This is a genomic window from Streptomyces sp. NPDC127100 (genome assembly GCF_042724095.1).
In the GTDB taxonomy this organism is placed as follows: Bacteria; Actinomycetota; Actinomycetes; order Streptomycetales; family Streptomycetaceae; genus Streptomyces.
Map to the genome: position 1 here is coordinate 79,196 of NZ_JBHXFL010000011.1, position 19,956 is coordinate 99,151.

General features: G+C 70.9%; 20 protein-coding genes. 10 read left to right on the forward strand and 10 right to left on the reverse strand.

All coding sequences use genetic code 11. The features are described 5' to 3' along the window. The first annotated feature begins 194 nt into the window (after nt 1-194). Entirely contained in the window at nt 195-689 is a 495-nt protein-coding gene (locus tag ACFWJB_RS13910) for a DUF3145 domain-containing protein (RefSeq protein WP_385469940.1), read from the forward strand. 88 nt (nt 690-777) lie between these two features. On the opposite strand, the gene fabF is transcribed toward ACFWJB_RS13910, so the two are convergent. From fabF to fasR, 5 genes are all read right to left on the reverse strand, one after another. Beyond that, nucleotides 778-2,049, reverse strand: a complete 1,272-nt coding sequence (gene fabF / locus ACFWJB_RS13915; RefSeq protein WP_385469938.1) for a beta-ketoacyl-ACP synthase II — start codon at nt 2,047-2,049, stop codon at nt 778-780. Between the two features lie 87 nt (nt 2,050-2,136). Continuing rightward, nucleotides 2,137-2,385, reverse strand: coding sequence for an acyl carrier protein (locus ACFWJB_RS13920; RefSeq protein WP_077795951.1), 249 nt, complete (start codon nt 2,383-2,385; stop codon nt 2,137-2,139). A 79-nt stretch (nt 2,386-2,464) separates the two neighbouring features. Further along, nucleotides 2,465-3,496, reverse strand: a complete 1,032-nt coding sequence (locus tag ACFWJB_RS13925; RefSeq protein ID WP_385469936.1) for a ketoacyl-ACP synthase III — start codon at nt 3,494-3,496, stop codon at nt 2,465-2,467. A 16-nt stretch (nt 3,497-3,512) separates the two neighbouring features. After that, nucleotides 3,513-4,448 (reverse strand): ACP S-malonyltransferase, encoded by a 936-nt coding sequence (locus ACFWJB_RS13930; protein ID WP_386922320.1) that lies wholly within the window; start codon nt 4,446-4,448, stop codon nt 3,513-3,515. Between the two features lie 89 nt (nt 4,449-4,537). Then, on the reverse strand, nt 4,538-5,743 hold the full coding sequence (gene fasR / locus ACFWJB_RS13935) for a fatty acid biosynthesis transcriptional regulator FasR (RefSeq protein ID WP_385469932.1): 1,206 nt from the start codon (nt 5,741-5,743) through the stop codon (nt 4,538-4,540). A gap of 62 nt (nt 5,744-5,805) precedes the next feature. Between fasR and ACFWJB_RS13940 the strand changes: the two genes are divergently transcribed. Continuing rightward, complete coding sequence (locus ACFWJB_RS13940) at nt 5,806-6,456, forward strand: pirin family protein (RefSeq protein ID WP_386922410.1); 651 nt, start codon at nt 5,806-5,808, stop codon at nt 6,454-6,456. Here ACFWJB_RS13940 and ACFWJB_RS13945 read toward each other — a convergent pair. Beyond that, nucleotides 6,453-7,268 (reverse strand): serine hydrolase domain-containing protein, encoded by an 816-nt coding sequence (locus ACFWJB_RS13945; protein ID WP_386922322.1) that lies wholly within the window; start codon nt 7,266-7,268, stop codon nt 6,453-6,455. The genes ACFWJB_RS13940 and ACFWJB_RS13945 overlap by 4 nt on opposite strands. Nucleotides 7,269-7,425: 157 nt before the next feature. On the opposite strand from ACFWJB_RS13945, the gene ACFWJB_RS13950 reads away from it, so the two are divergent. Further along, on the forward strand, nt 7,426-7,890 hold the full coding sequence (locus tag ACFWJB_RS13950) for a MerR family transcriptional regulator (RefSeq protein ID WP_385469928.1): 465 nt from the start codon (nt 7,426-7,428) through the stop codon (nt 7,888-7,890). On the opposite strand, the gene ACFWJB_RS13955 is transcribed toward ACFWJB_RS13950, so the two are convergent. The 3 genes from ACFWJB_RS13955 to ACFWJB_RS13965 all read right to left on the reverse strand — a co-directional run bounded on the left by ACFWJB_RS13955 (nt 7,887) and on the right by ACFWJB_RS13965 (nt 10,771). Then, nucleotides 7,887-8,735: a DUF4429 domain-containing protein gene (locus tag ACFWJB_RS13955; protein ID WP_386922325.1), complete on the reverse strand. Its 849-nt coding sequence runs from the start codon at nt 8,733-8,735 to the stop codon at nt 7,887-7,889. The two genes, ACFWJB_RS13950 and ACFWJB_RS13955, sit on opposite strands and share 4 nt — an antisense overlap. A gap of 66 nt (nt 8,736-8,801) precedes the next feature. Continuing rightward, on the reverse strand, nt 8,802-10,019 hold the full coding sequence (locus tag ACFWJB_RS13960; protein ID WP_386922327.1) for an alpha/beta hydrolase: 1,218 nt from the start codon (nt 10,017-10,019) through the stop codon (nt 8,802-8,804). 65 nt (nt 10,020-10,084) lie between these two features. Then, a complete protein-coding gene (locus tag ACFWJB_RS13965) occupies nt 10,085-10,771 on the reverse strand; it encodes a TetR family transcriptional regulator (protein WP_386922329.1) in 687 nt (228 codons plus the stop codon). 146 nt (nt 10,772-10,917) lie between these two features. Here ACFWJB_RS13965 and ACFWJB_RS13970 point away from each other — a divergent pair, with 146 nt between their 5' ends. Both ACFWJB_RS13970 and ACFWJB_RS13975 read left to right on the forward strand, forming a co-directional pair. After that, nucleotides 10,918-12,534 carry an MFS transporter gene (locus ACFWJB_RS13970; protein ID WP_386922331.1) on the forward strand — a complete coding sequence of 539 codons (1,617 nt, stop codon included), beginning with the start codon at nt 10,918-10,920 and terminating at the stop codon, nt 12,532-12,534. A gap of 252 nt (nt 12,535-12,786) precedes the next feature. Then, nucleotides 12,787-13,095 carry a small hydrophobic protein gene (locus ACFWJB_RS13975; protein WP_385469918.1) on the forward strand — a complete coding sequence of 103 codons (309 nt, stop codon included), beginning with the start codon at nt 12,787-12,789 and terminating at the stop codon, nt 13,093-13,095. Between the two features lie 78 nt (nt 13,096-13,173). Here ACFWJB_RS13975 and aceE read toward each other — a convergent pair whose 3' ends face one another. After that, on the reverse strand, nt 13,174-15,921 hold the full coding sequence (gene aceE, locus ACFWJB_RS13980) for a pyruvate dehydrogenase (acetyl-transferring), homodimeric type (protein ID WP_386922333.1): 2,748 nt from the start codon (nt 15,919-15,921) through the stop codon (nt 13,174-13,176). Between the two features lie 374 nt (nt 15,922-16,295). Here aceE and ACFWJB_RS13985 point away from each other — a divergent pair, with 374 nt between their 5' ends. The 5 genes from ACFWJB_RS13985 to ACFWJB_RS14005 all read left to right on the forward strand — a co-directional run bounded on the left by ACFWJB_RS13985 (nt 16,296) and on the right by ACFWJB_RS14005 (nt 19,914). After that, nucleotides 16,296-16,733 (forward strand): DUF3052 domain-containing protein, encoded by a 438-nt coding sequence (locus ACFWJB_RS13985; RefSeq protein WP_385469914.1) that lies wholly within the window; start codon nt 16,296-16,298, stop codon nt 16,731-16,733. 124 nt (nt 16,734-16,857) lie between these two features. Then, entirely contained in the window at nt 16,858-17,316 is a 459-nt protein-coding gene (locus ACFWJB_RS13990; protein WP_385469912.1) for a peroxiredoxin, read from the forward strand. A gap of 142 nt (nt 17,317-17,458) precedes the next feature. Continuing rightward, entirely contained in the window at nt 17,459-18,034 is a 576-nt protein-coding gene (locus tag ACFWJB_RS13995; RefSeq protein ID WP_385469910.1) for a calcium homeostasis/redox stress adaptation protein, read from the forward strand. A gap of 112 nt (nt 18,035-18,146) precedes the next feature. Further along, nucleotides 18,147-18,722, forward strand: coding sequence for a TerD family protein (locus ACFWJB_RS14000; RefSeq protein ID WP_318218394.1), 576 nt, complete (start codon nt 18,147-18,149; stop codon nt 18,720-18,722). 49 nt (nt 18,723-18,771) lie between these two features. Next, complete coding sequence (locus ACFWJB_RS14005; protein WP_386922336.1) at nt 18,772-19,914, forward strand: DUF475 domain-containing protein; 1,143 nt, start codon at nt 18,772-18,774, stop codon at nt 19,912-19,914. The last annotated feature ends 42 nt before the right edge of the window (nt 19,915-19,956 follow it).

Sequence of the window (19,956 nt, forward strand, 5' to 3'; positions counted from 1 at the left end):
TCCCGGGCCCCGGATGCGACGGCTCACATCCGTACAGGCGTCCTGCCGGGTGAATGCCGACGGTTTCCCGGCACCTGGACCGACGGTACGTCACACTCCTTGCGCCGTCGCACGGTAGCCTCGCCCTCATGTGGCCCACCCGGTCACGGCCGTTCCACCCGTTCCGAGAAGTCCCGCTCAGCCCGGAGGTTCCGGTGACGACCCGTGGAGTCCTGTACGTGCACTCCGCGCCGCGCGCGCTCTGCCCGCACGTCGAGTGGGCCGTCGCCGGTGTGCTCGGCACCCGCGTCGCCCTGGACTGGATCCGGCAGCCCGCCTCGCCCGGCACCTGGCGCTCGGAGTTCTCCTGGCAGGGCCAGGCCGGCATCGCCTCCAAACTCGCGTCCGCGCTGCGCGGCTGGCAGATGCTGCGCTTCGAGGTCACCGCGGAACCGTCCGCCGGAGCCGAGGGCGAGCGCTACAGCTGCACCCCCGACCTCGGCATCTTTCACGCCGTCACCGGAATCCACGGCGACATCCTGATCCCCGAGGACCGCCTGCGGGCCGCCCTGTCCCGCTCCCGGGCCGGCGAGACCGACCTGGAGAAGGAGATCGCCAAGCTCCTCGGCAAGCCCTGGGACGACGAACTGGAGCCGTTCCGGTACGCCGGCGAGGGCGCCCCGGTGCGCTGGCTGCACCAGGTGGTGTGACGCCGCGCCCCCGGGCGCCGGCCGCGACGGCACGCGAAAGGGCCCCCACCGGCCGGTGGGGGCCCTTTCAGGCGCGTACGGGGGTCGCTCAGACCGTCCGGAACGCCAGCACCACGTTGTGCCCGCCGAAGCCGAACGAGTCGTTCAGCGCGGCGATGCGGCCCTCGACGGGCAGCTTGCGGGCCTCGCCGCGGACGATGTCCGCGGTGGCCTCGGCCTCGGGGTCGATGTTGTCGACGTTGATGGTCGGCGGCGCCACCCGGTGGTACAGGGCGAGCACGGTCGCGACGGACTCCACGCCGCCCGCACCGCCGAGGAGGTGACCGGTCATCGACTTGGTGCCGGAGACCGCCATGTGGTCCACGTCGTCGCCGAGAACCTTGCGCAGCGCCTTCAGCTCGGCGAGGTCACCGGCGGGCGTCGAGGTGGCGTGCGCGTTGACGTGCACGATCTCCGCCGGGTTCAGGTCGGTGCGGTCCAGCAGGTGCTGCAGGGCGGCGGAGATGCCGCGGCCCTCGGGCTCCGGCTGCACGATGTCGTGGCTGTCGGCGGAGATGCCCTGGCCGACCGCCTCCGCGTAGACACGGGCACCGCGCTCGGCGGCGTGCTCGGCGGACTCCAGCACGAGGACGCCGGCGCCCTCGCCGAGGACGAAGCCGTCCCGGGCGATGTCCCAGGGGCGCGAGGCGCCCTGCGGGTCGTCGTTGTTCTTGGACATCGCCATCATGTTGCCGAAGGCGGCGATGGGCAGCGGGTGGATCGCCGCCTCCGTGCCACCCGCGACGACGACGTCGGCACGGCCGGAACGGATCATCTCGATGGCGTAGCCGATGGCCTCGGCGCCCGACGCGCAGGCGGAGACCGGCGTGTGCACGCCCGCCCGGGCGCCCACGGCCAGACCCACGTTGGCGGAGGGGCCGTTCGGCATCAGCATGGGGACGGTGTGCGGGGAGACGCGGCGTACGCCCTTCTCCTTGAGCACGTCGTACTGGTCCAGCAGGGTCGTCACGCCGCCGATGCCGGAGGCGATGACCGCCCCGAGCCGGTCGGGGTCGACGGCGCCGTCCTCACCGGCCTTGGCGGTGAAACCGGCGTCCTTCCACGCCTCCTGGGCCGCGACCAGCGCGAACTGCGCCGAACGGTCCAGCCGGCGGGCCTGCGGCCGCGGAATGACCTCGGAGGGGTCCACGGCGACCGGGGCCGCGATGCGGACCGCCTGGTCGGCGGCCCACTCCTGCTCGAGGGGCTTGACGCCGGACCTGCCGGCCACCAGCCCCTCCCAGGTAGAGGCTGCGTCGCCACCCAGCGGTGTGGTTGCGCCGATACCGGTGACGACCACGGTGCGATTGGTCGAGCTCACGGGAATTCTTTCTCCAACGGGATACGGATTCGTACGGCGCCACCGCCGGGTGGCGGGGCAGTCAGCCCAGAGGCAGTGATCGGTCGATCAGCTCTGGTGCTTGAGGATGTAGTCGGTCGCGTCACCGACGGTCTTGAGGTTCTTGACGTCGTCGTCCGGGATCTTGACGTCGAAACGCTCTTCGGCGGCGACGACGACCTCGACCATGGACAGCGAGTCGACGTCCAGGTCGTCGGTGAAGGACTTGTCCAGCTGGACGTCCTCAACCGGGATACCGGCGATCTCGTTCACGATCTCGGCGAGACCGTCGACGATCTCCTTCTGAGTGGCGGCCATGGCGGCGCTCCTTCGTAGATGTTCCAGAGGGTGTGGCTCTTGTGCTCCGCCCCGGACCGCATGATCCGGCACGGAGTGCCTAGGGGAGAGTAACGACCGTCGCGGCGTAGACGAGACCCGCCCCGAAGCCGATGACGAGCGCGGTGTCGCCGCTCTTCGCCTCACCGGTCGCCAGGAGCCGCTCCATAGCGAGCGGGATCGAGGCGGCCGAGGTGTTGCCGGTGGTGCGGATGTCACGGGCGACCGTGACGTGCTCCGGCAGCTTCAGCGTCTTCACCATCGAGTCGATGATCCGCACGTTGGCCTGGTGCGGAATGAAGACATCCAGGTCGTCCGGGCTGATCCCGGCCGCTTCCAGCGCCTGCTGGGCGACCTTCGCCATCTCGAACACGGCCCAGCGGAACACCGCCTGGCCCTCCTGCGTGATCGCAGGAAACTTCACGTTGCCCTCGCTGTCGAGGGGCAGCTCCGATACGTCGCCGATCCGGAAACGGTCCCACGGCACCGTCTGCTTGATCGTCTCGGACTTGTCGCCCTCCGAGCCCCAGACCGTCGGGCCGATGGCCGGCTCCTGGGACGGGCCGACCACGACCGCGCCCGCGCCGTCGCCGAACAGGAAGGCCGTCGCCCGGTCCTCCAGGTCGGTCAGGTCCGAGAGCCGCTCCACGCCGATGACCAGGACGTACTCCGCCGAACCCTCGACGATCATGCCCTTGGCCAGAGTCAGGCCGTAGCCGAAGCCCGCGCAGCCCGCCGAGATGTCGAACGCCGCGGCCTTCTCGGTGCCGAGCTTGTCGGCGATCAGGGTGGCGACGGCCGGGGTCTGGCTGAAGTGCGACACGGTCGAGACGACCACGGCGCCGATCTGCGAGGCGTCGATGCCGGCGTCCGCGATGGCCTTGCCGGACGCCTCGATCGACATGGCCGCGACGGTCTCCTCGGGGGAGGCCCAGTGCCGCGTCTCGATGCCGGAGCGCGAGCGGATCCACTCGTCGGACGAGTCGATCGTCTCGAGGATCACCTCGTTGGGCACGACCCGCGTCGGGCGGTAGCCGCCCACGCCGAGGATGCGTGCGTACGGGGCGCCCTTGCTGGGCTTGATCTTCGGCATGCTCTGGGGCTCCTTGTCAGGCCTGCTCGGCGACGAGCTCGCGGGCCGCGTCGAGGTCGGCGGGGGTCTTCAGCGCCAGCGTCCGCACGCCGGGCAGCGCGCGCTTGGCCAGGCCGGTCAGCGTGCCGCCGGGGCACACCTCGATCAGGGCGGTGACGCCGAGCTCCTTGAACGTCTCCATGCACAGGTCCCAGCGGACCGGGTTGGCGACCTGGCCGACCAGACGCTCCAGCACCTCGGCGCCGGTGGCGACGGCCCGCCCGTCCTTGTTGGAGACGTACGTCACCTTCGGGTCGGCCGGCGCCAGCTCCTTGGCGGCCTCGGCCAGCCTGTCCACCGCGGGCGCCATGTGGTGCGTGTGGAACGCGCCGGCGACCTTCAGGGGCACGACCTTGCGGACGCCCTCGGGCTTGTCCTCGTTCAGCGCGGCCAGCTGCTCCAGGGTGCCGGCCGCCACGATCTGGCCCGCGCCGTTCACGTTCGCCGGGGTCAGGCCGAGCTTCTCCAGGTGCGCCACGCTCACCTCGGGGTCGCCGCCGAGCAGCGCCGACATGCCGGTCTCCGTGACGGCGGCGGCCTCGGCCATGGCCAGGCCCCGGCGGCGCACGAGGGTCAGCGCGGCGGTGTCGTCGAGGACGCCCGCGAGGGCGGCGGCGGTGAACTCGCCGACACTGTGGCCCGCGACGACGCCCGGCATCCCCGCCGCGTCAGCGGCAGACGAGTGCGTGCCGAGGGCCGCGGCGGAAAGCAGTCCGGCGGCGACCAGCAGCGGCTGCGCCACGGCGGTGTCGCGGATCGTGTCCGCGTCGGCCTTCGTGCCGTAGTGGGCGAGGTCGAGTCCGATGGCGTCGGACCACGCGGCGACGCGGTCGGCGGCACCGGGGAGGTCGAGCCATTCAGTCAGGAAGCCGGGCGTCTGGGCGCCCTGGCCGGGAGCGACGAGTACGAGCACTCTCACACTCTCTCTTGAGGACGGCCACGACCGCCCGTGGGGACAAGGACGAAGAACACGAGGGGGTTTTGTGGACCCCCGACAAAAACCTAGAGTTGCGGATCTCCATCGGCCAGACGCCCCAGGATGAGCGCGATCCGCAGGGTGAAGGCAGACCGTACATCAGAGGGCGACCACCCGGTGACGTCCGTCACACGTCGGAGCCGGTAGCGCACGGTGTTCGGGTGAACGAAGAGCATCCGCGCGGCGCCTTCGAGGCTGCTCGCCTGCTCCAGATAGACACTGAGCGTCTCCAGGAGCGCGGCCCCGGCGTCCTCCAGCGGTCTGTAGATCTCCTCCACCAACTGCTCGCGGGCCGAAGGGTCGGAGGCGATCGCGCGCTCCGGCAGCAGATCGTCCGCCAGCACCGGACGCGGAGCGTCCTGCCAGGCGGTGCAGGCCTTCAGGCCGGCCGCGGCCGCCTGCGCGGACCGGGTCGCGGCCAGCAGGTCCGGCACCACCGGACCGGCCACCACCGGCCCCTGCGCGAACGGGCCGATCAGCGACTTCGCGACGGCCAGCGGATTGTCGCTGCCGCCCGCGATCACCACCAGCCGGTCCCCGAGCACCCCGGTCAGCACCTGGAGCTTGGCGTGCCGGGCCGCGCGCCGGATGGCTTCCACGGTCAGTTCGGAGTCCCCGTCGGGGGCGGTGCCCAGCACCACGCACACGTGTTCGGGGGAGTTCCAGCCCAGCGCGGCCGCCCGGGACACGGCGCCCTCGTCGGCCTCGCCGCTGAGCACCGCGTTCACCACCAGCGACTCCAGCCGCGCGTCCCAGGCACCGCGTGCCTCGGCGGCCTGCGCGTACACCTGGGCGGTCGCGAAGGCGATCTCCCGGGCGTACACGAGCAGCGCCTCGCGCAGCACGGACTCGTCGCCGGGCGCCGCCACCTCGTCGATGGCCGACTCCATGACCTCGATGGTGGTCCGCACCATCTCGACGGTCTGCCGCAGCGTGATCGCCCGGGTCAGCTCGCGCGGCGCGGTGCCGAAGACGTCGGTGGAGATGGCCTGCGGGGCGTCCGGGTGCCGGAACCACTCGGTGAAGGCGGCGATGCCGGCCTGGGCGACCAGCCCGATCCAGGAACGGTTCTCCGGGGGCATCGCCCGGTACCACGGCAGCGTCTCGTCCATCCGTGCGATCGCCTGCGCGGCGAGCGATCCGGAGGACTGCTCCAGTCGCTTCAGGGTCGGGGCATGCGGATGGACGGCGCGCGCCGTGGGCTCGGGCTTGCTGGTTTCGGGTTCGGGCACGGGGACAAGACTGCCTTATCCGGACGGGCGGGCTTGCCGCCGGGTCTACGGTGGACGGCGTGATGGACGTACGGCGCGCCGACGAGCGCTATCCAGGCGGCGACCGGTCGGCCGGCATCGAGTCGCGCCACGCCTTCTCCTTCGGCCCCCACTACGACCCGGACAACCTCCGCTTCGGCGCGCTGATCGCCTGCAACGAGGAGCGCCTCGCACCCGGCGCGGGCTTCGACGAGCACCCGCACAGCCACACCGAGATCGTCACGTGGGTGGTGGAGGGCGAGCTGACCCACCGGGACAGCGCGGGCCACGAGACGCTCGTGCGCGCCGGGGACGTGCAGCGCCTCGGCTCGGCGGGCGGCGTGCGGCACGTCGAGCGCAACGACGGCCCGGTGCCGCTGACCTTCGTCCAGATGTGGCTGGCCCCGCGCGAGCCCGGCGGCGACCCGTCCTACGAGATCGTCCGCGGCATCGCCGACTCCACCCCGTACGCCGTCCCCGGGGCGGGCGCGATGTTGCACGTACGGCGGCTCGCGGCGGGGGAGCGGACGGCGGTGCCGGACGGGGCGTACCTCTACGTCCACGTCGTGCGCGGCAGCGTGCGCCTGGACGGCGAGGTGCTGGAGGCGGGGGACGCGGCGCGGATCACGGACGCGAAGGAGGTGGAGGCGGTCGCGGTGACCGCCGCCGAGCTGCTGCTGTGGGAGATGTCCTAGACCTCCGCCAGCACCGCGTCCGTGAAGGGCGGCCACGCCTCGGCCGCCCACGGGCCGAAGGCGCGGTCGGTCAGGGCCACGCAGGCGACCCGGGCGTCGGGGTCGATCCACAGGAAGGTGCCCGACTGGCCGAAGTGCCCGAAGGTGCGGGGCGAGGACGAAGCGCCCGTCCAGTGCGGTGACTTGGCGTCGCGGATCTCGAAACCGAGGCCCCAGTCGTTGGGGTTCTGGTGGCCGTAGCCCGGCAGCACGCCCTTGGTGCCCGGGTACTGCACCGTCATCGCCGCGGCGACCGTGCGCGGGTCCAGCAGGCGCGGTGCCTGCACCTCGGCGGCGAACCGCAGCAGGTCCTCGACCGTCGAGACGCCGTCCTTCGCGGGGGAGCCGTCCAGGGTGGTGTCCGCCATGCCCAGCGGCTCCAGCACCGCCTGCCGCGCGTACTCGGCGAAGGGGATGTCGGTCGCCTTGGCGATGTGGTCGCCGAGCTGCTCGAAACCGGCGTTGGAGTACAGCCGCCGCTCCCCGGGCGGGGCGGTCGTCCGGTGCTCGTCGAAGGCCAGCCCCGAGGTGTGCGCGAGCAGGTGACGGACCGTCGCACCGGGCGGGCCGGCCGGCTCGTCCAGCTCGATCGCGCCCTCCTCGTAGGCGACGAGCGCCGCGTACGCCGCGAGCGGCTTGGTGACCGAGGCGAGCGGGAAGCGCCGCCCGACGGGGCCGTGGGTGCCCAGGACCGTGCCGTCGGCGCGGACGACACCCGCCGCGGCGGTGGGAACCGGCCAGTTCTCGATCAGTGCGACGCTCTTCAAGGACATGCCACCGAGCCTAAGCGGCCCACGGGCGCGGCCGCACCGAGGGGGTCGGGTCGCACGTCGCCGCCGCGGCACCGGTGACCGGCCGCACCGGCCGTCCCGCGCGTTTCCCGCCGTCGTGCTTGCCTGGAGTGCACTCCAAGGTCATAGCGTGTGGGCCATGACGGTGATGCAGACCACGGCCGGGACGGCCCGGCCGAACGCCACCAGCACCGACACCTGCGCCGCCCCGCCCCGGCGCCACCCGCGCCCCGAGGGCCAGGACCGCTACACCATCAGCGAGGTCGTCGCCTTCACCGGACTGACGGCCCACACGCTGCGCTGGTACGAGCGGATCGGCCTGATGTCCACCATCGACCGCTCGCACACCGGGCAGCGCCGCTACAGCAACAGCGACCTCGACTGGCTCGACTTCGTCGGCAAGCTGCGCATGACCGGCATGCCGGTCGCCGACATGGTCCGGTACGCGGAGCTGGTGCGCGAGGGCGAGAGCACGTACCTCGACCGGCGCGAGCTGCTGGAGTCGACCCGCCGCGATGTACTCGCGCGGATCGCGGAGCTCCAGGACGCCCTCGCCGTGCTCGACCGCAAGATCGGTTTCTACGAGGACGCGGGACGCGTCTAGAGCTCCGCGAGGAGCTCCGCCTTCTTCGAGGAGAACTCCTCGTCCGTCACCAGCCCCGCCCGGTGCAGCTCCCCGAGGTGCCGGATCCGCTCGGCGATGTCCGCGGGGTCCCGGCGGGGCACCGGCACCGGTACCGGCGTCGCGTGGCCCCGCTCCCGCACCGCGGCCAGCACCGCCGCGGCGAACGGCAGCGACTCGTGCACCGGCCCGTACCCGAGCCCGAACACGACCGACGCGGGGTCCTGGTCGGCCTGCGGGGCGACCGCTTCGGCGTCCCGCGGCAGCAGCCGGAGGTACCCCTCGAACGCCTCGGGGGACCGCCACTCCACGCCGCCCAGCGCGGCGACCGGGAAGCTCTGGTCGCCGGCCTTCCACTTCGCCGACGACGCGCCAGTCCAGGACCAGCGGAACGTCACCGCCGTCCCGTCGAAGGACGCCTTCCCGTCGTACGCCTTGAAGTGCAGCGGTGCCTCGGGCGCCGCCACCAGGTACCGCTCGGTCCTGCCGGACTCGCTCAGCAGCCCGCGCAGCTCCTCGGCGTAGTACTCCGCGAGGGTCTCCCGCTCGGCGGGCAGGACCAGCCGGTACGGGTCGCAGCCCTCCCTGAGCTGTCCGGCCGCCGCCTCCATCAGCGGATCGGCGCCGGGGCGCGGCTCGGCGCGCAGCACGACGGTGCCGCGTTTCCCGGGCGTCAGCGTCACCCCGGCGAGCGCCTCCAGCGGGACGCGGCGTTCCCCCAGGGCCTGGAACAGCTTGGGTGTTCGAATCCCCCGTTCGTAGCGGATGAGCACGGAGTCGGACTGGAACTCCCAGGCGGCATGAAATCCGGCCAGTACGTCACCCATGCGGCTCATCGTATGCGGCACGCGCTTCTTCGTCCCCTGTCCGTGCAAACCGGAGTTTCTGCTCCTCTACGCGCGTTCCGCCGTCACCGCTGCGGACAAACCCGCCCGGCATGTGCCGTCCTCTCCGGCGCAGGCGAGCGTGCGGTATGCGCCAACGCCGATCCCGGCGAAGTTCGCGAGGCTCTCCGTGCCCGGTACGAAGTACCCGGCGTGCCCCTGGGCGCCGCGCGCCGACAGCACCCGGGCCCCGAACGCCGCGGACACCGGGTCGGCACCGTGTCCCAGCCCGCCGAGCTCCAGGTACGGCACGTCCTGGATCCAGTCGTCGGCGTCCCGCATCGACCACACCCGGGCGGAGGTGTGCAGGTGGGAGGCCTTCTCGACCCGCATGCCGGGGCTGCCGGCCACGGCGATGTCGCTCACCCGGCCGGGCAGCGCGCCGGCGGCGACGCCGCACACGACCGAGCCGTAGCTGTGGCAGAACAGGGAGACGGGCGCGCGGCCGGGCAGCGCCCGCAGCAGCGCGTTCAGCCGCACGGCACCGCGCTCGGCGCGCGTGGCCGTGGCCGCCTCCATGCCGAGGCCGGCGGGGGAGGTGTAGTCGGCCCAGGCGATCACCGCGGTCCGCGTCGACGGGCTCGCCGCGCGTTCGGCCGCGTAGAGCGACTCGGCCATGCCGGCGGGCGCCGAGTACCTGCGGTCGGAGCGCTGGAAGGTGAGCAGCTCGGTGTCCACGCCGGGGACGACGACGGACACCCGTTCGGCGCGGTCCAGGTCCCCGAACACCTCGGCGACCCGGCCCGAGCCGGCCGGGTCGAAGGCGAGGATGTGGCGGCCGGGGGCGAGCAGGGACGCGTAGCGCTCCACGCGCCGGCCCGCCTCCCGCTGCCCGGAGGGGGAGAGGCGCTTGTCGTGCAGGCGCCGCCCCTCGACCGTGCGCGCCTTGCCGAGTGCCGCGCGGTTGGCCCGGTAGCGCAGCTCGACCGGTGCGCCGTTCATGTTGCCGACGGCCAGGGGGTACCGGCGGGCCAGGTCCGCACGCTGAGCCGCGGTGAGCGAGGCGAAGAAGCGGGACAGCCGGGCGGGGGCCGCCTGCGCGTCGGGCAGCGGACGTCCGTCGATCCGGCCGTGCTCCCAGGCCGTGATCGAGGCCTCGAGCGCCGTGGGTCCCCGCTGGTCGCGCAGGGCGGTCCACCCGGTGGTCGCCAGCATCACGAACACCACGGCCAGGGCGAGCAGAGCGCGCCAGACGTTCAGTTGCGGGGAGGTGTCGAAGGAAGTCACTGGGAGGACACACTAGGAGAACGGCACGGTCTCGCGTGAATCCAGTGACACGGATCACGTTTCGCTCATGTGGTACGGGGTTGCCGCCACGTCCCGGCGAGCGCGGGCCCGACCTGATCGAGGTAGGAGACCGTCAGGGCGCGCAGCGCCGCGAGGCCGGCCTCGTCCCGTTCCGACCAGATCCGCTCCGTCACCCGCACGACCGCGCCGAAGACGGCCACGGCCACGCGCGGCCGCGGGTCCTCGTCCGGGTCGAGGCCCTCGCGCGCGGCGACGACACGGGCGAGCTCCTCCTCCAGCTCCGCCGCGCGCCGCAGGTCGGCGGCGAGCAGCGCGGGCGTCGACTCGATCACCCGGCGGAAGCGCAGGTGCAGCTCGAGCGGCACCAGCTCTTCGACTGCTTCGCCAATGGTGTCCCAGCTCTCCTCCAGCGCGCCGCGCAGCGCGTCCAGCGGCGCCTCGCCCGGCGGGCGGCGGCGCACGGCGCCGGCGAAGTGCGCCTCGGCGAGCCGTGACACGTGGAACGCCGCCTCCTCCTTGCTGGCGAAGTAGCGGAAGAAGGTGCGCTGCGAGACCTCGGCCGCCGCGGCGACGTCGTCGACGGTCGTCTCCTCGTAGCCGCGCTCGGTGAACAGCTCCAGGGCTAGGCGCAGCAGCGTCTCCCGGGTGTGCCGCTTCTTGCGTTCGCGCAGTCCCGGCCGGGGAGCCGCCTGGACGTCTCCCGCCGCCACCGGCGTGTCCGCCGTCGTCAAGGGTGGACTCCTTGTCCCCGGTGCGTCACCGTTTCACCTGATCAGGCCAGGTTCAGGCTATACGGGCCCTTCGTATGCGGCGCATCGGGCACTGACCGACGAATTGGATTGTCAACTGTCAGCGACTGTCACTAGCCTCTGAAGTTATGACTAGTCAGACCACCATCGACAAAACCGGGCCGGGGGACGGGCCGCCCACGCCGTCGGAAGCGACGCCTGCCTCGGGGCTGCGCGGCCACCCGTGGGCCACCCTCGTCACCGTCGCGGTCGGCGTCATGATGGTGGCCCTCGACGGCACCATCGTGGCCATCGCCAACCCGGCCATCGGCAAGGACCTGGGCGCCAGCCTGTCCCAGCTCCAGTGGATCACCAACGCCTACTTCCTCGCCCTGGCGGTCGCCCTGATCACCGCGGGCAAGCTCGGCGACCGTTTCGGCCACCGGCAGACCTTCCTCATCGGCGTGGCCGGCTTCGCCGCCGCCTCCGGTGCCATCGGGCTGTCCGACAGCATCGCGATGGTCATCACCTTCCGCGTCTTCCAGGGACTGTTCGGCGCGCTGCTCATGCCGGCCGCGCTCGGCCTGCTGCGGGCCACCTTCCCGGCCGAGAAGCTCAACATGGCCATCGGCATCTGGGGCATGGTCATCGGCGCCTCCACGGCGGGCGGCCCGATCCTGGGCGGCGTGCTGGTCGAGCACGTCAACTGGCAGTCGGTGTTCTTCATCAACGTGCCGGTCGGCGTCCTCGCCGTGGTGCTCGGCGTGCTGATCCTGCTGGACCACCGGGCCGAGAACGCCCCGCGCTCCTTCGACATCCCCGGCATCGTCCTGCTGTCGGCCTCGATGTTCTTCCTCGTCTGGGCACTCATCAAGGCCCCGGAGTGGGGCTGGGGCTCCGGCCGGACGTGGCTGTTCGTGGCGGTGTCGATCCTGGGCTTCGTCCTGTTCGCCTTCTGGGAGAACAGGGTCGAGGAGCCGCTGGTCCCGCTGACGATGTTCCGTTCCGTGCCGCTGTCGGCGGGTGCCGTCCTGATGGTCCTGATGGCCATCGCCTTCATGGGCGGCCTGTTCTTCGTCACGTTCTACCTCCAGAACGTGCACGGCATGAGCCCGATCGACGCCGGTCTGCACCTGCTCCCGCTCACCGGCATGATGATCGTCGCCTCCCCGCTGGCGGGCGCGATGATCACCAAGGTCGGCCCGCGCATCCCGCTCGCGGGCGGCATGGCGTTCACCGCGATCGCCATGTACGGCATGTCCACGCTGGAGACGGACACCGGCAGCCTGGCGATGTCCATCTGGTTCGCCCTGCTCGGCCTCGGGCTCGCGCCCGTCATGGTCGGCGCCACCGAGGTCATCGTCGGCAACGCGCCGATGGAGCTGTCCGGCGTGGCCGGCGGCCTCCAGCAGGCCGCGATGCAGATCGGCGGCAGCCTCGGCACGGCGGTGCTGGGCGCCGTCATGGCCTCCAAGGTCGACAGCGACCTGCCGGGCAACTGGGCGGACGCGGGTCTCCCCGCGCTGACGCCGGAACAGCTCGCCGGGACCTCCGAGGCGGTCCAGGTCGGCGCCGCCCCGGTGCCCGAGGGCACCCCGGCGCCGATCGCCGCGAAGATCGCGGACGTCGCGCACGACACCTTCATCTCCGGCATGAGCCTGGCGTCGCTCGTCGCCGCGGGGGTGGCCGCCGTGGCGGTGCTGGTCGCGTTCCTCACCAAGCGCGGCGACAACGCCGAGGCCGGCGCGGGCGTGGGCCACATCTGACGAAGGGTCCGGCCCTGTCGCCCGGGTTCGTCCATCAGGGTGACAGGGCCGGCGAAGCCTCCCCGCCGGGGGGCCTCGCAGGTCACAGTGGGTCAAGTCCTCCGCAGGGCATGGGGGGATGAGAGGCTGCGGCGCGCTGCCGGAGGGGGGCAGCGCGCGGGCAGCACACCGCGGGGGGATTGTCCACCCGGACGCGGGTACTCGCACATCAACCCGAGATGAACCGAACTCGGCCAGAGGTTCAGGGAGTTGATGATGGCGAGCTTCGAACACGGTACGCGCAGGAACCCCCGGTCGCCCGGCCGGACGTGGTCAGGGACCGGGCCGGACCGCGCGACACTCGGCATCATCGGCGTCGTCTGCGCGGTCGCGGGCTTCTTCACACTGGGGATCATCCTCGGCCCCGCCGCGATCGTCTGCGGATGGCTCGCCATGGGGCGCAGCTGGGAGGGTTCACGCCCGGTGCCCGCGGTGGTCGCCTTCGCCCTGGGTGCCATCGACACGCTCCTGGCCATCATCTGGCTCGCCGGGTCGGCCGGCATGAACAACGGCATGCTCTGACCGGTCGGCAAGCCCGACGGCAGGCGCGAACGAGGAGGGCCCCCGGCATCGCCGGGGGCCCTCCTCGCGTCGTCCGCGCTACGCGTCGCCGCCCGCGACCCCGGGGTCGGCCGCCGTCACGTCGAGCAGCCGGTAGCGGTCCACCGCCTGCTTCAGCACCGACCGGTCGACCTTGCCCTCCCGGGCCAGCTCGGTCAGCACGCCCACCACGATCGACTCGGCGTCGATGTGGAAGAAGCGCCGCGCCGCACCGCGCGTGTCCGCGAAGCCCCAGCCGTCGGCGCCCAGCGACTGGTAGGTCCCCGGCACCCACCGGGCGATCTGGTCCGGCACCGACCGCATCCAGTCGGACACCGCCACGAACGGCCCCTGCGCGCCGGCCAGTTTCCGCGTCACGTACGGCACCTGCTGCTCCTCCTCGGGGTGCAGCAGGTTGTGCTCCTCGCACGCCACCGCCTCGCGGCGCAGCTCGTTCCAGGAGGTCGCCGACCACACGTCGGCCCGCACGTTCCACTCGTCGGCGAGGATCCGCTGCGCCTCGACGGCCCAGGGCACCGCGACCCCGGACGCCATGATCTGCGCCGGGATCGAGCCGCCGGTGCCCGCGCTGAAGCGGTGGATGCCCTTGAGGATGCCTTCGACGTCCACGTTCTCGGGCTCGGCCGGATGCCGGATCGGCTCGTTGTAGACGGTGAGGTAGTAGAAGACGTCCTCGCCGTGCGGGTGCCGCTCGTCCGCGCCGTACATCCGGCGCAGGCCGTCCTTGACGATGTGCGCGATCTCGAAGCCGAAGGCCGGGTCGTACGCCACGCACGCCGGGTTGGTGGAGGCGAGCAGCTGCGAGTGTCCGTCCGCGTGCTGCAGGCCCTCACCGGTCAGGGTCGTGCGGCCCGCGGTCGCGCCCAGGACGAAACCGCGCGCCAGCTGGTCGCCCATCTGCCAGAACTGGTCGCCGGTGCGCTGGAAACCGAACATCGAGTAGAAGACGTAGACCGGGATGAGCGGCTCGCCGTGCGTGGCGTACGCCGAGCCCGCCGCGATCAGCGAGGCCGTGCAGCCGGCCTCCGAGATGCCGTCGTGCAGCATCTGCCCGTTCGGCGCCTCCTTGTAGGCGAGCAGCAGCTCCCGGTCCACGGACTCGTACTGCTGGCCGAGCGGGTTGTAGATCTTCGCACTCGGGAAGAAGGAGTCCATGCCGAACGTGCGGTACTCGTCCGGCGCGATCAGCACGAAGCGCCTGCCGAGCTCCTTGTCCCGCATGAGGTCCTTCAGCAGCCGCACGAAGGCCATCGTCGTCGCGATGGACTGCTGACCCGACCCCTTCTTCACGGTCGCGTACGCCTTGTCGTCCGGCAGGGCCAGCGGCTTCGAGCGCACCACCCGGGTCGGCACGTAGCCGCCGCAGCCCTGGCGGCGGTCGTGCATGTACTGGATCTCCTCCGTGTCCCGGCCCGGGTGGTAGTACGGCGGCGGGCCGGACTCCAGCTCCTTGTCGGAGATCGGCAGGTGCAGCCGGTCGCGGAAGCGCTTGAGGTCGTCGACCGTCAGCTTCTTCATCTGGTGCGTGGCGTTGCGGCCCTCGAAGTTCGGCCCCAGCGTCCAGCCCTTGATCGTCTTGGCCAGGATCACCGTCGGCTGGCCCTTGTGCGCCTTGGCCGCCGAGAAGGCCGCGTAGATCTTCCGGTGGTCGTGACCGCCGCGGCCCAGGTGCAGGATCTGGTCGTCGGTCATGTTCTCGACCATCGCGCGCAGCCGGTGGTCGTCGCCGAAGAAGTGCTCGCGGATGTAGGCGCCGGACTCGGTGGCGTAGGTCTGGAACTGACCGTCCGGGGTCGTGTTCATCCGGTTGACCAGCACGCCGTCGCGGTCCTGGGCCAGCAGCGGGTCCCAGGTGCGGTCCCACACCAGCTTGATCACGTTCCAGCCGGCGCCGCGGAAGATCGACTCCAGCTCCTGGATGATCTTGCCGTTGCCGCGCACCGGGCCGTCCAGGCGCTGGAGGTTGCAGTTGACCACGAAGGTCAGGTTGTCCAGGCCCTCGCGGGCGGCGATGGACAGCTGGCCCAGCGACTCCGGCTCGTCCATCTCGCCGTCGCCGAGGAACGCCCACACGTGGGACTTCGAGGTGTCCGCGATCCCGCGCGCGTGCATGTAGCGGTTCATCCGGGCCTGGTAGATCGCGCCGATCGGGCCGAGGCCCATCGAGACGGTCGGGAACTCCCAGAAGTCCGGCATCGACCGCGGGTGCGGGTACGACGACAGCATGTGGGGCGCCTTGGACTTCTCCTGCCGGAAGCCGTCCAGGTGCTGTTCGGTCAGCCGGTCCAGCAGGTACGCGCGGGCGTAGATGCCCGGCGAGGCGTGTCCCTGGAAGAAGACCTGGTCGCCGCCGTCGCCCTCGTCCTTGCCGCGGAAGAAGTGGTTGAAGCCCACGTCGTACAACGAGGCGGAGGAGGCGAAGGTGGCGATGTGGCCGCCGACGCCGATGCCGGGCCGCTGTGCGCGCGAGACCATCACGGCGGCGTTCCAGCGGGTGGCGTTGAGGATCTTGCGCTCGATCTCCTCGTTTCCGGGGAAGAACGGCTCGTCCTTGGTGGCGATCGTGTTGACGTAGTCCGTGCTGCGCATCTCGGGCACGGCCACGCGCTTCTCGCGGGCCCGCTCGATCAGGCGCAGCATCAGGTAGCGGGCCCGCTCCCGGCCCCGCGCGTCGACGGCGGCGTCCAGGGAGTCGAGCCACTCCCGCGTTTCCTCGGGGTCGAAGTCAGGAACCTGACTCGGCAGGCCGCCAATGATGATCGGATTGCGATCGGATGCGGAAGCCACGCTGTTCCTTCGCTGTCGAGGGCCACTTGTGCCGGTGTCTGCGCCGATTCCCCATCGTGTACCTCGCGGGGGCAAACGTCATCTGTACCGTGGGGTAACCGGTTCCCCCATGGGGACCGGGGGCACGTTCATTCGAGTCTCGTACCCACACATGGTTCCCAAATACGCAAACGGGGCACAAGGGTGTGGTGTACGTCACCTTCGGCTCGGACGGCATGGCTGGAGTTGCGGCGACACGGCCGGGATCGTCACCGTTTCGGCGGTCCCAGTCGCCGGGTACTTGCGCGATCCGTCCCGCCCGTGTGGACTACGGCCAGGCTTCGCGCACGCGCGTGGCTGAGAATTTCACCCAAGACATGATCAGGAGGCAACCCGTGAGCGCGACCGCGGACCACGCGGAGGAGCGGACGAACCCTGCCGCCAGGCTGGGTTTCCAGCCCGGGCAGGTGGTCCAGGAGATCGGCTACGACGACGACGTCGACCAGGAGCTCCGCGAGGCCATTGAGGGCGCCGTCGAGGGCGAGCTGGTGGACGAGGACTACGAGGACGTGGCCGACGCCGTCGTGCTGTGGTTCCGTGACGACGACGGCGACCTGACGGATGCGCTGGTGGATGCCACCACGTACATCGAGGAGGGCGGGGCGATCCTGCTCCTCACGCCGAAGACCGGCCGTCCGGGGTACGTCGAGGCCAGCGACATCTCGGAGGCCGCCACGACGGCCGGCCTGACGGCGTCCAAGAGCGTCAGCGTCGGCAAGGACTGGAGCGGCAGCCGGCTGGCGACCCCCAAGGCCGCCAAGTCGAAGCGGTAGCCGGTCCGGCTCCGCGTCACCCGGCTCCGGACGGGCCGACCGCCGTCGGCCCGTCCGCGGGTCCGTGATGATCCCTGCGTAGGGTGTTTCCAGCGAATCACCCTTCGAAGGGACGAACAGGACCATGACGATCCAGGTCGGCGACAAGGCCCCCGACTTCGAACTCAAGGACAACCACGGCGCGACCGTGAAGCTGTCCGACTTCCGCGGCCGGAAGAACGTCGTGCTGCTCTTCTACCCGTTCGCCTTCACCGGCGTGTGCACGGGCGAGCTGTGCGAGGTGCGGGACAACCTGCCGCAGTTCTCCGACCGCGACACCCAGGTGCTCGCCGTCTCCAACGACTCCATCCACACCCTGCGCGTCTTCGCCGAGCAGGAGGGCCTGGAGTACCCGCTGCTGTCCGACTTCTGGCCGCACGGCAACGTCTCGCGCGCCTACGGCGTCTTCGACGAGGACAAGGGCTGCGCCGTCCGCGGCACCTTCATCATCGACCAGGAGGGCGTCGTCCGCTGGACCGTCCGCAACGGCCTGCCGGACGCCCGCGACCTGGCCGAGTACGTGAAGGCGCTCGACGCCCTCTGAGCGACACCGTGTGATTCGTCGGCTCCAGGGCCTGCGGCGGGCGGGAACCCGTCACTAGGATCGATTCGTTGATCCGACAAGCCACACCACGTCATCCAACGCACTACGGGGCTTCCCGCCCCTGGACACCAAGGGAGGACTCGTGGGAGTCAGCCTCAGCAAGGGCGGCAACGTATCGCTGACCAAGGAGGCCCCGGGACTGACCGCGGTCATCGTCGGTCTGGGCTGGGACGTCCGTACCACGACCGGCACCGACTTCGACCTCGACGCCAGCGCGCTGCTGCTGGACAGCTCGGGCAAGGTCAGCAGTGACGCCAACTTCGTCTTCTTCAACAACCTGAAGAGCCCCGACGGATCGGTCGAGCACACCGGTGACAACATCACCGGTGAGGGCGAGGGCGACGACGAGCAGATCAAGGTCAACCTCGCGGCGGTCCCCGGCGAGATCGAGAAGATCGTCTTCCCGGTGTCGATCTACGACGCCGAGAACCGCCAGCAGTCGTTCGGCCAGGTGCGCAACGCGTTCATCCGCGTGGTGAACCAGGCCGGCGAGGCGGAGATCGCCCGCTACGACCTCTCCGAGGACGCCTCCACCGAGACCGCCATGGTCTTCGGCGAGCTGTACCGCAACGGGGCGGAGTGGAAGTTCCGGGCCATCGGCCAGGGCTACGCCTCCGGCCTGCGCGGCATCGCGCAGGACTTCGGCGTGAACGTCTGAGTCACCGCTCCGTCCGAGGCGACGGCCTCGATCGTCCGGCGCCGCACGGTTTACGTGCGGCGCCGGACGCGCAGGAAACCCAAGAACCATCACCCGGGGAGGGACCATCACCATGGGCGTCACTCTTGCCAAGGGGGGCAATGTCTCCCTGTCCAAGGCCGCACCGAACCTCACGCAGGTGCTGGTCGGTCTCGGCTGGGACGCGCGTTCCACCACCGGAGCACCCTTCGACCTCGACGCCAGCGCGCTGGTGTGCAGCGGGGGCCGGGTGCTCGGTGACGAGTGGTTCGTCTTCTACAACCAGCTCAAGAGCCCGGACGGCTCCATCGAGCACACCGGCGACAATCTGACCGGCGAGGGCGAGGGCGACGACGAGTCCCTGCTCGTCGACCTCCCCAAGGTGCCCGCCCACTGCGACAAGATCGTTTTCCCGGTCTCGATCCACATGGCGGACGAGCGCGGCCAGACCTTCGGGCAGGTCAGCAACGCCTTCATCCGGGTGGTCAACCAGGCCGACGGCCAGGAACTCGCCCGCTACGACCTCAGTGAGGACGCCTCCACGGAGACCGCGATGATCTTCGGCGAGCTCTACCGCTACCAGGGCGAGTGGAAGTTCCGTGCGGTGGGGCAGGGGTACGCGTCGGGGCTCCGCGGCATCGCTCTAGACTTCGGAGTCAACGTTTCGTAAAGCCGAGTACGGCGCGGGGGAGCCCCGTACACACACGATTGGGTAGCCAGTGCTTCTGAAAACCTTCGGCTGGTCGTTCGCGGTCACCGCGCTCGGCCTGGTCGCGGCGGTCTTCTACGGGGGGTGGACCGCTTTCGGGATCGTGGCGATCCTCTCCGTCCTCGAGATCTCGCTGTCCTTCGACAACGCGGTGGTCAACGCCGGAATCCTGAAGAAGATGAATGCCTTCTGGCAGAAGATCTTCCTCACCGTCGGCATCCTGATCGCCGTCTTCGGCATGCGCCTGGTCTTCCCGGTCGTCATCGTGGCCATCAGCGCCCAGCTCGGGCCGATCGAGGCCGTCGACCTCGCGCTCACCGACAAGGACCGCTATCAGGAGCTGGTGACGGACGCCCATCCGTCGATCGCCGCGTTCGGTGGCATGTTCCTGCTGATGATCTTCCTCGACTTCATCTTCGAGGACCGGGACATCAAGTGGCTCCAGTGGCTGGAGCGGCCGCTGGCCAAGCTCGGCAAGGTCGACATGCTGTCGGTCTGCATCGCCCTGGTCGTGCTGCTCGTCTCCTCGATGACCTTCGCCGCCCACGCCCACCAGCACGGCGGCGCCCACGCGGACAAGGCGGAGACGGTCCTGATCTCCGGCATCGCGGGTCTGATCACCTACATGATCGTCGGCGGTCTCTCCGGCTACTTCGAGGACAAGCTCGAAGAGGAGGAGGAACGCGAGCACGAGGCGGAGGAGCAGGCCGTACGTACCGGCAAGCCCAAATCGGCCGTCGCGCTGGCCGGCAAGGCCGCGTTCTTCATGTTCCTCTACCTCGAGGTCCTGGACGCGTCGTTCTCCTTCGACGGCGTGATCGGCGCCTTCGCCGTCACCAACGACATCGTCCTGATGGCCCTCGGCCTCGGCATCGGCGCCATGTACGTCCGTTCGCTCACTGTCTACCTGGTCCGCCAGGGCACCCTGGACGACTACGTCTACCTGGAGCACGGCGCGCACTACGCCATCGGCGCCCTCGCCGTCCTCCTGCTCGTCACCATCCAGTACCAGATCCACGAGATCATCACCGGCCTCGTCGGCGTGGTCCTGATCGCCTGGTCCTTCTGGTCCTCCGTGCGCCGCAACAAGGCGCTCGCGGCGGCCGGCGGGCCGGGCGACGGCGAGAAGGCGGAGGTCTCCTCCGGGGTATGACACCCCGGGGTCCCGGGCCGGTGCGCCCCCGGTGCGTCCGCG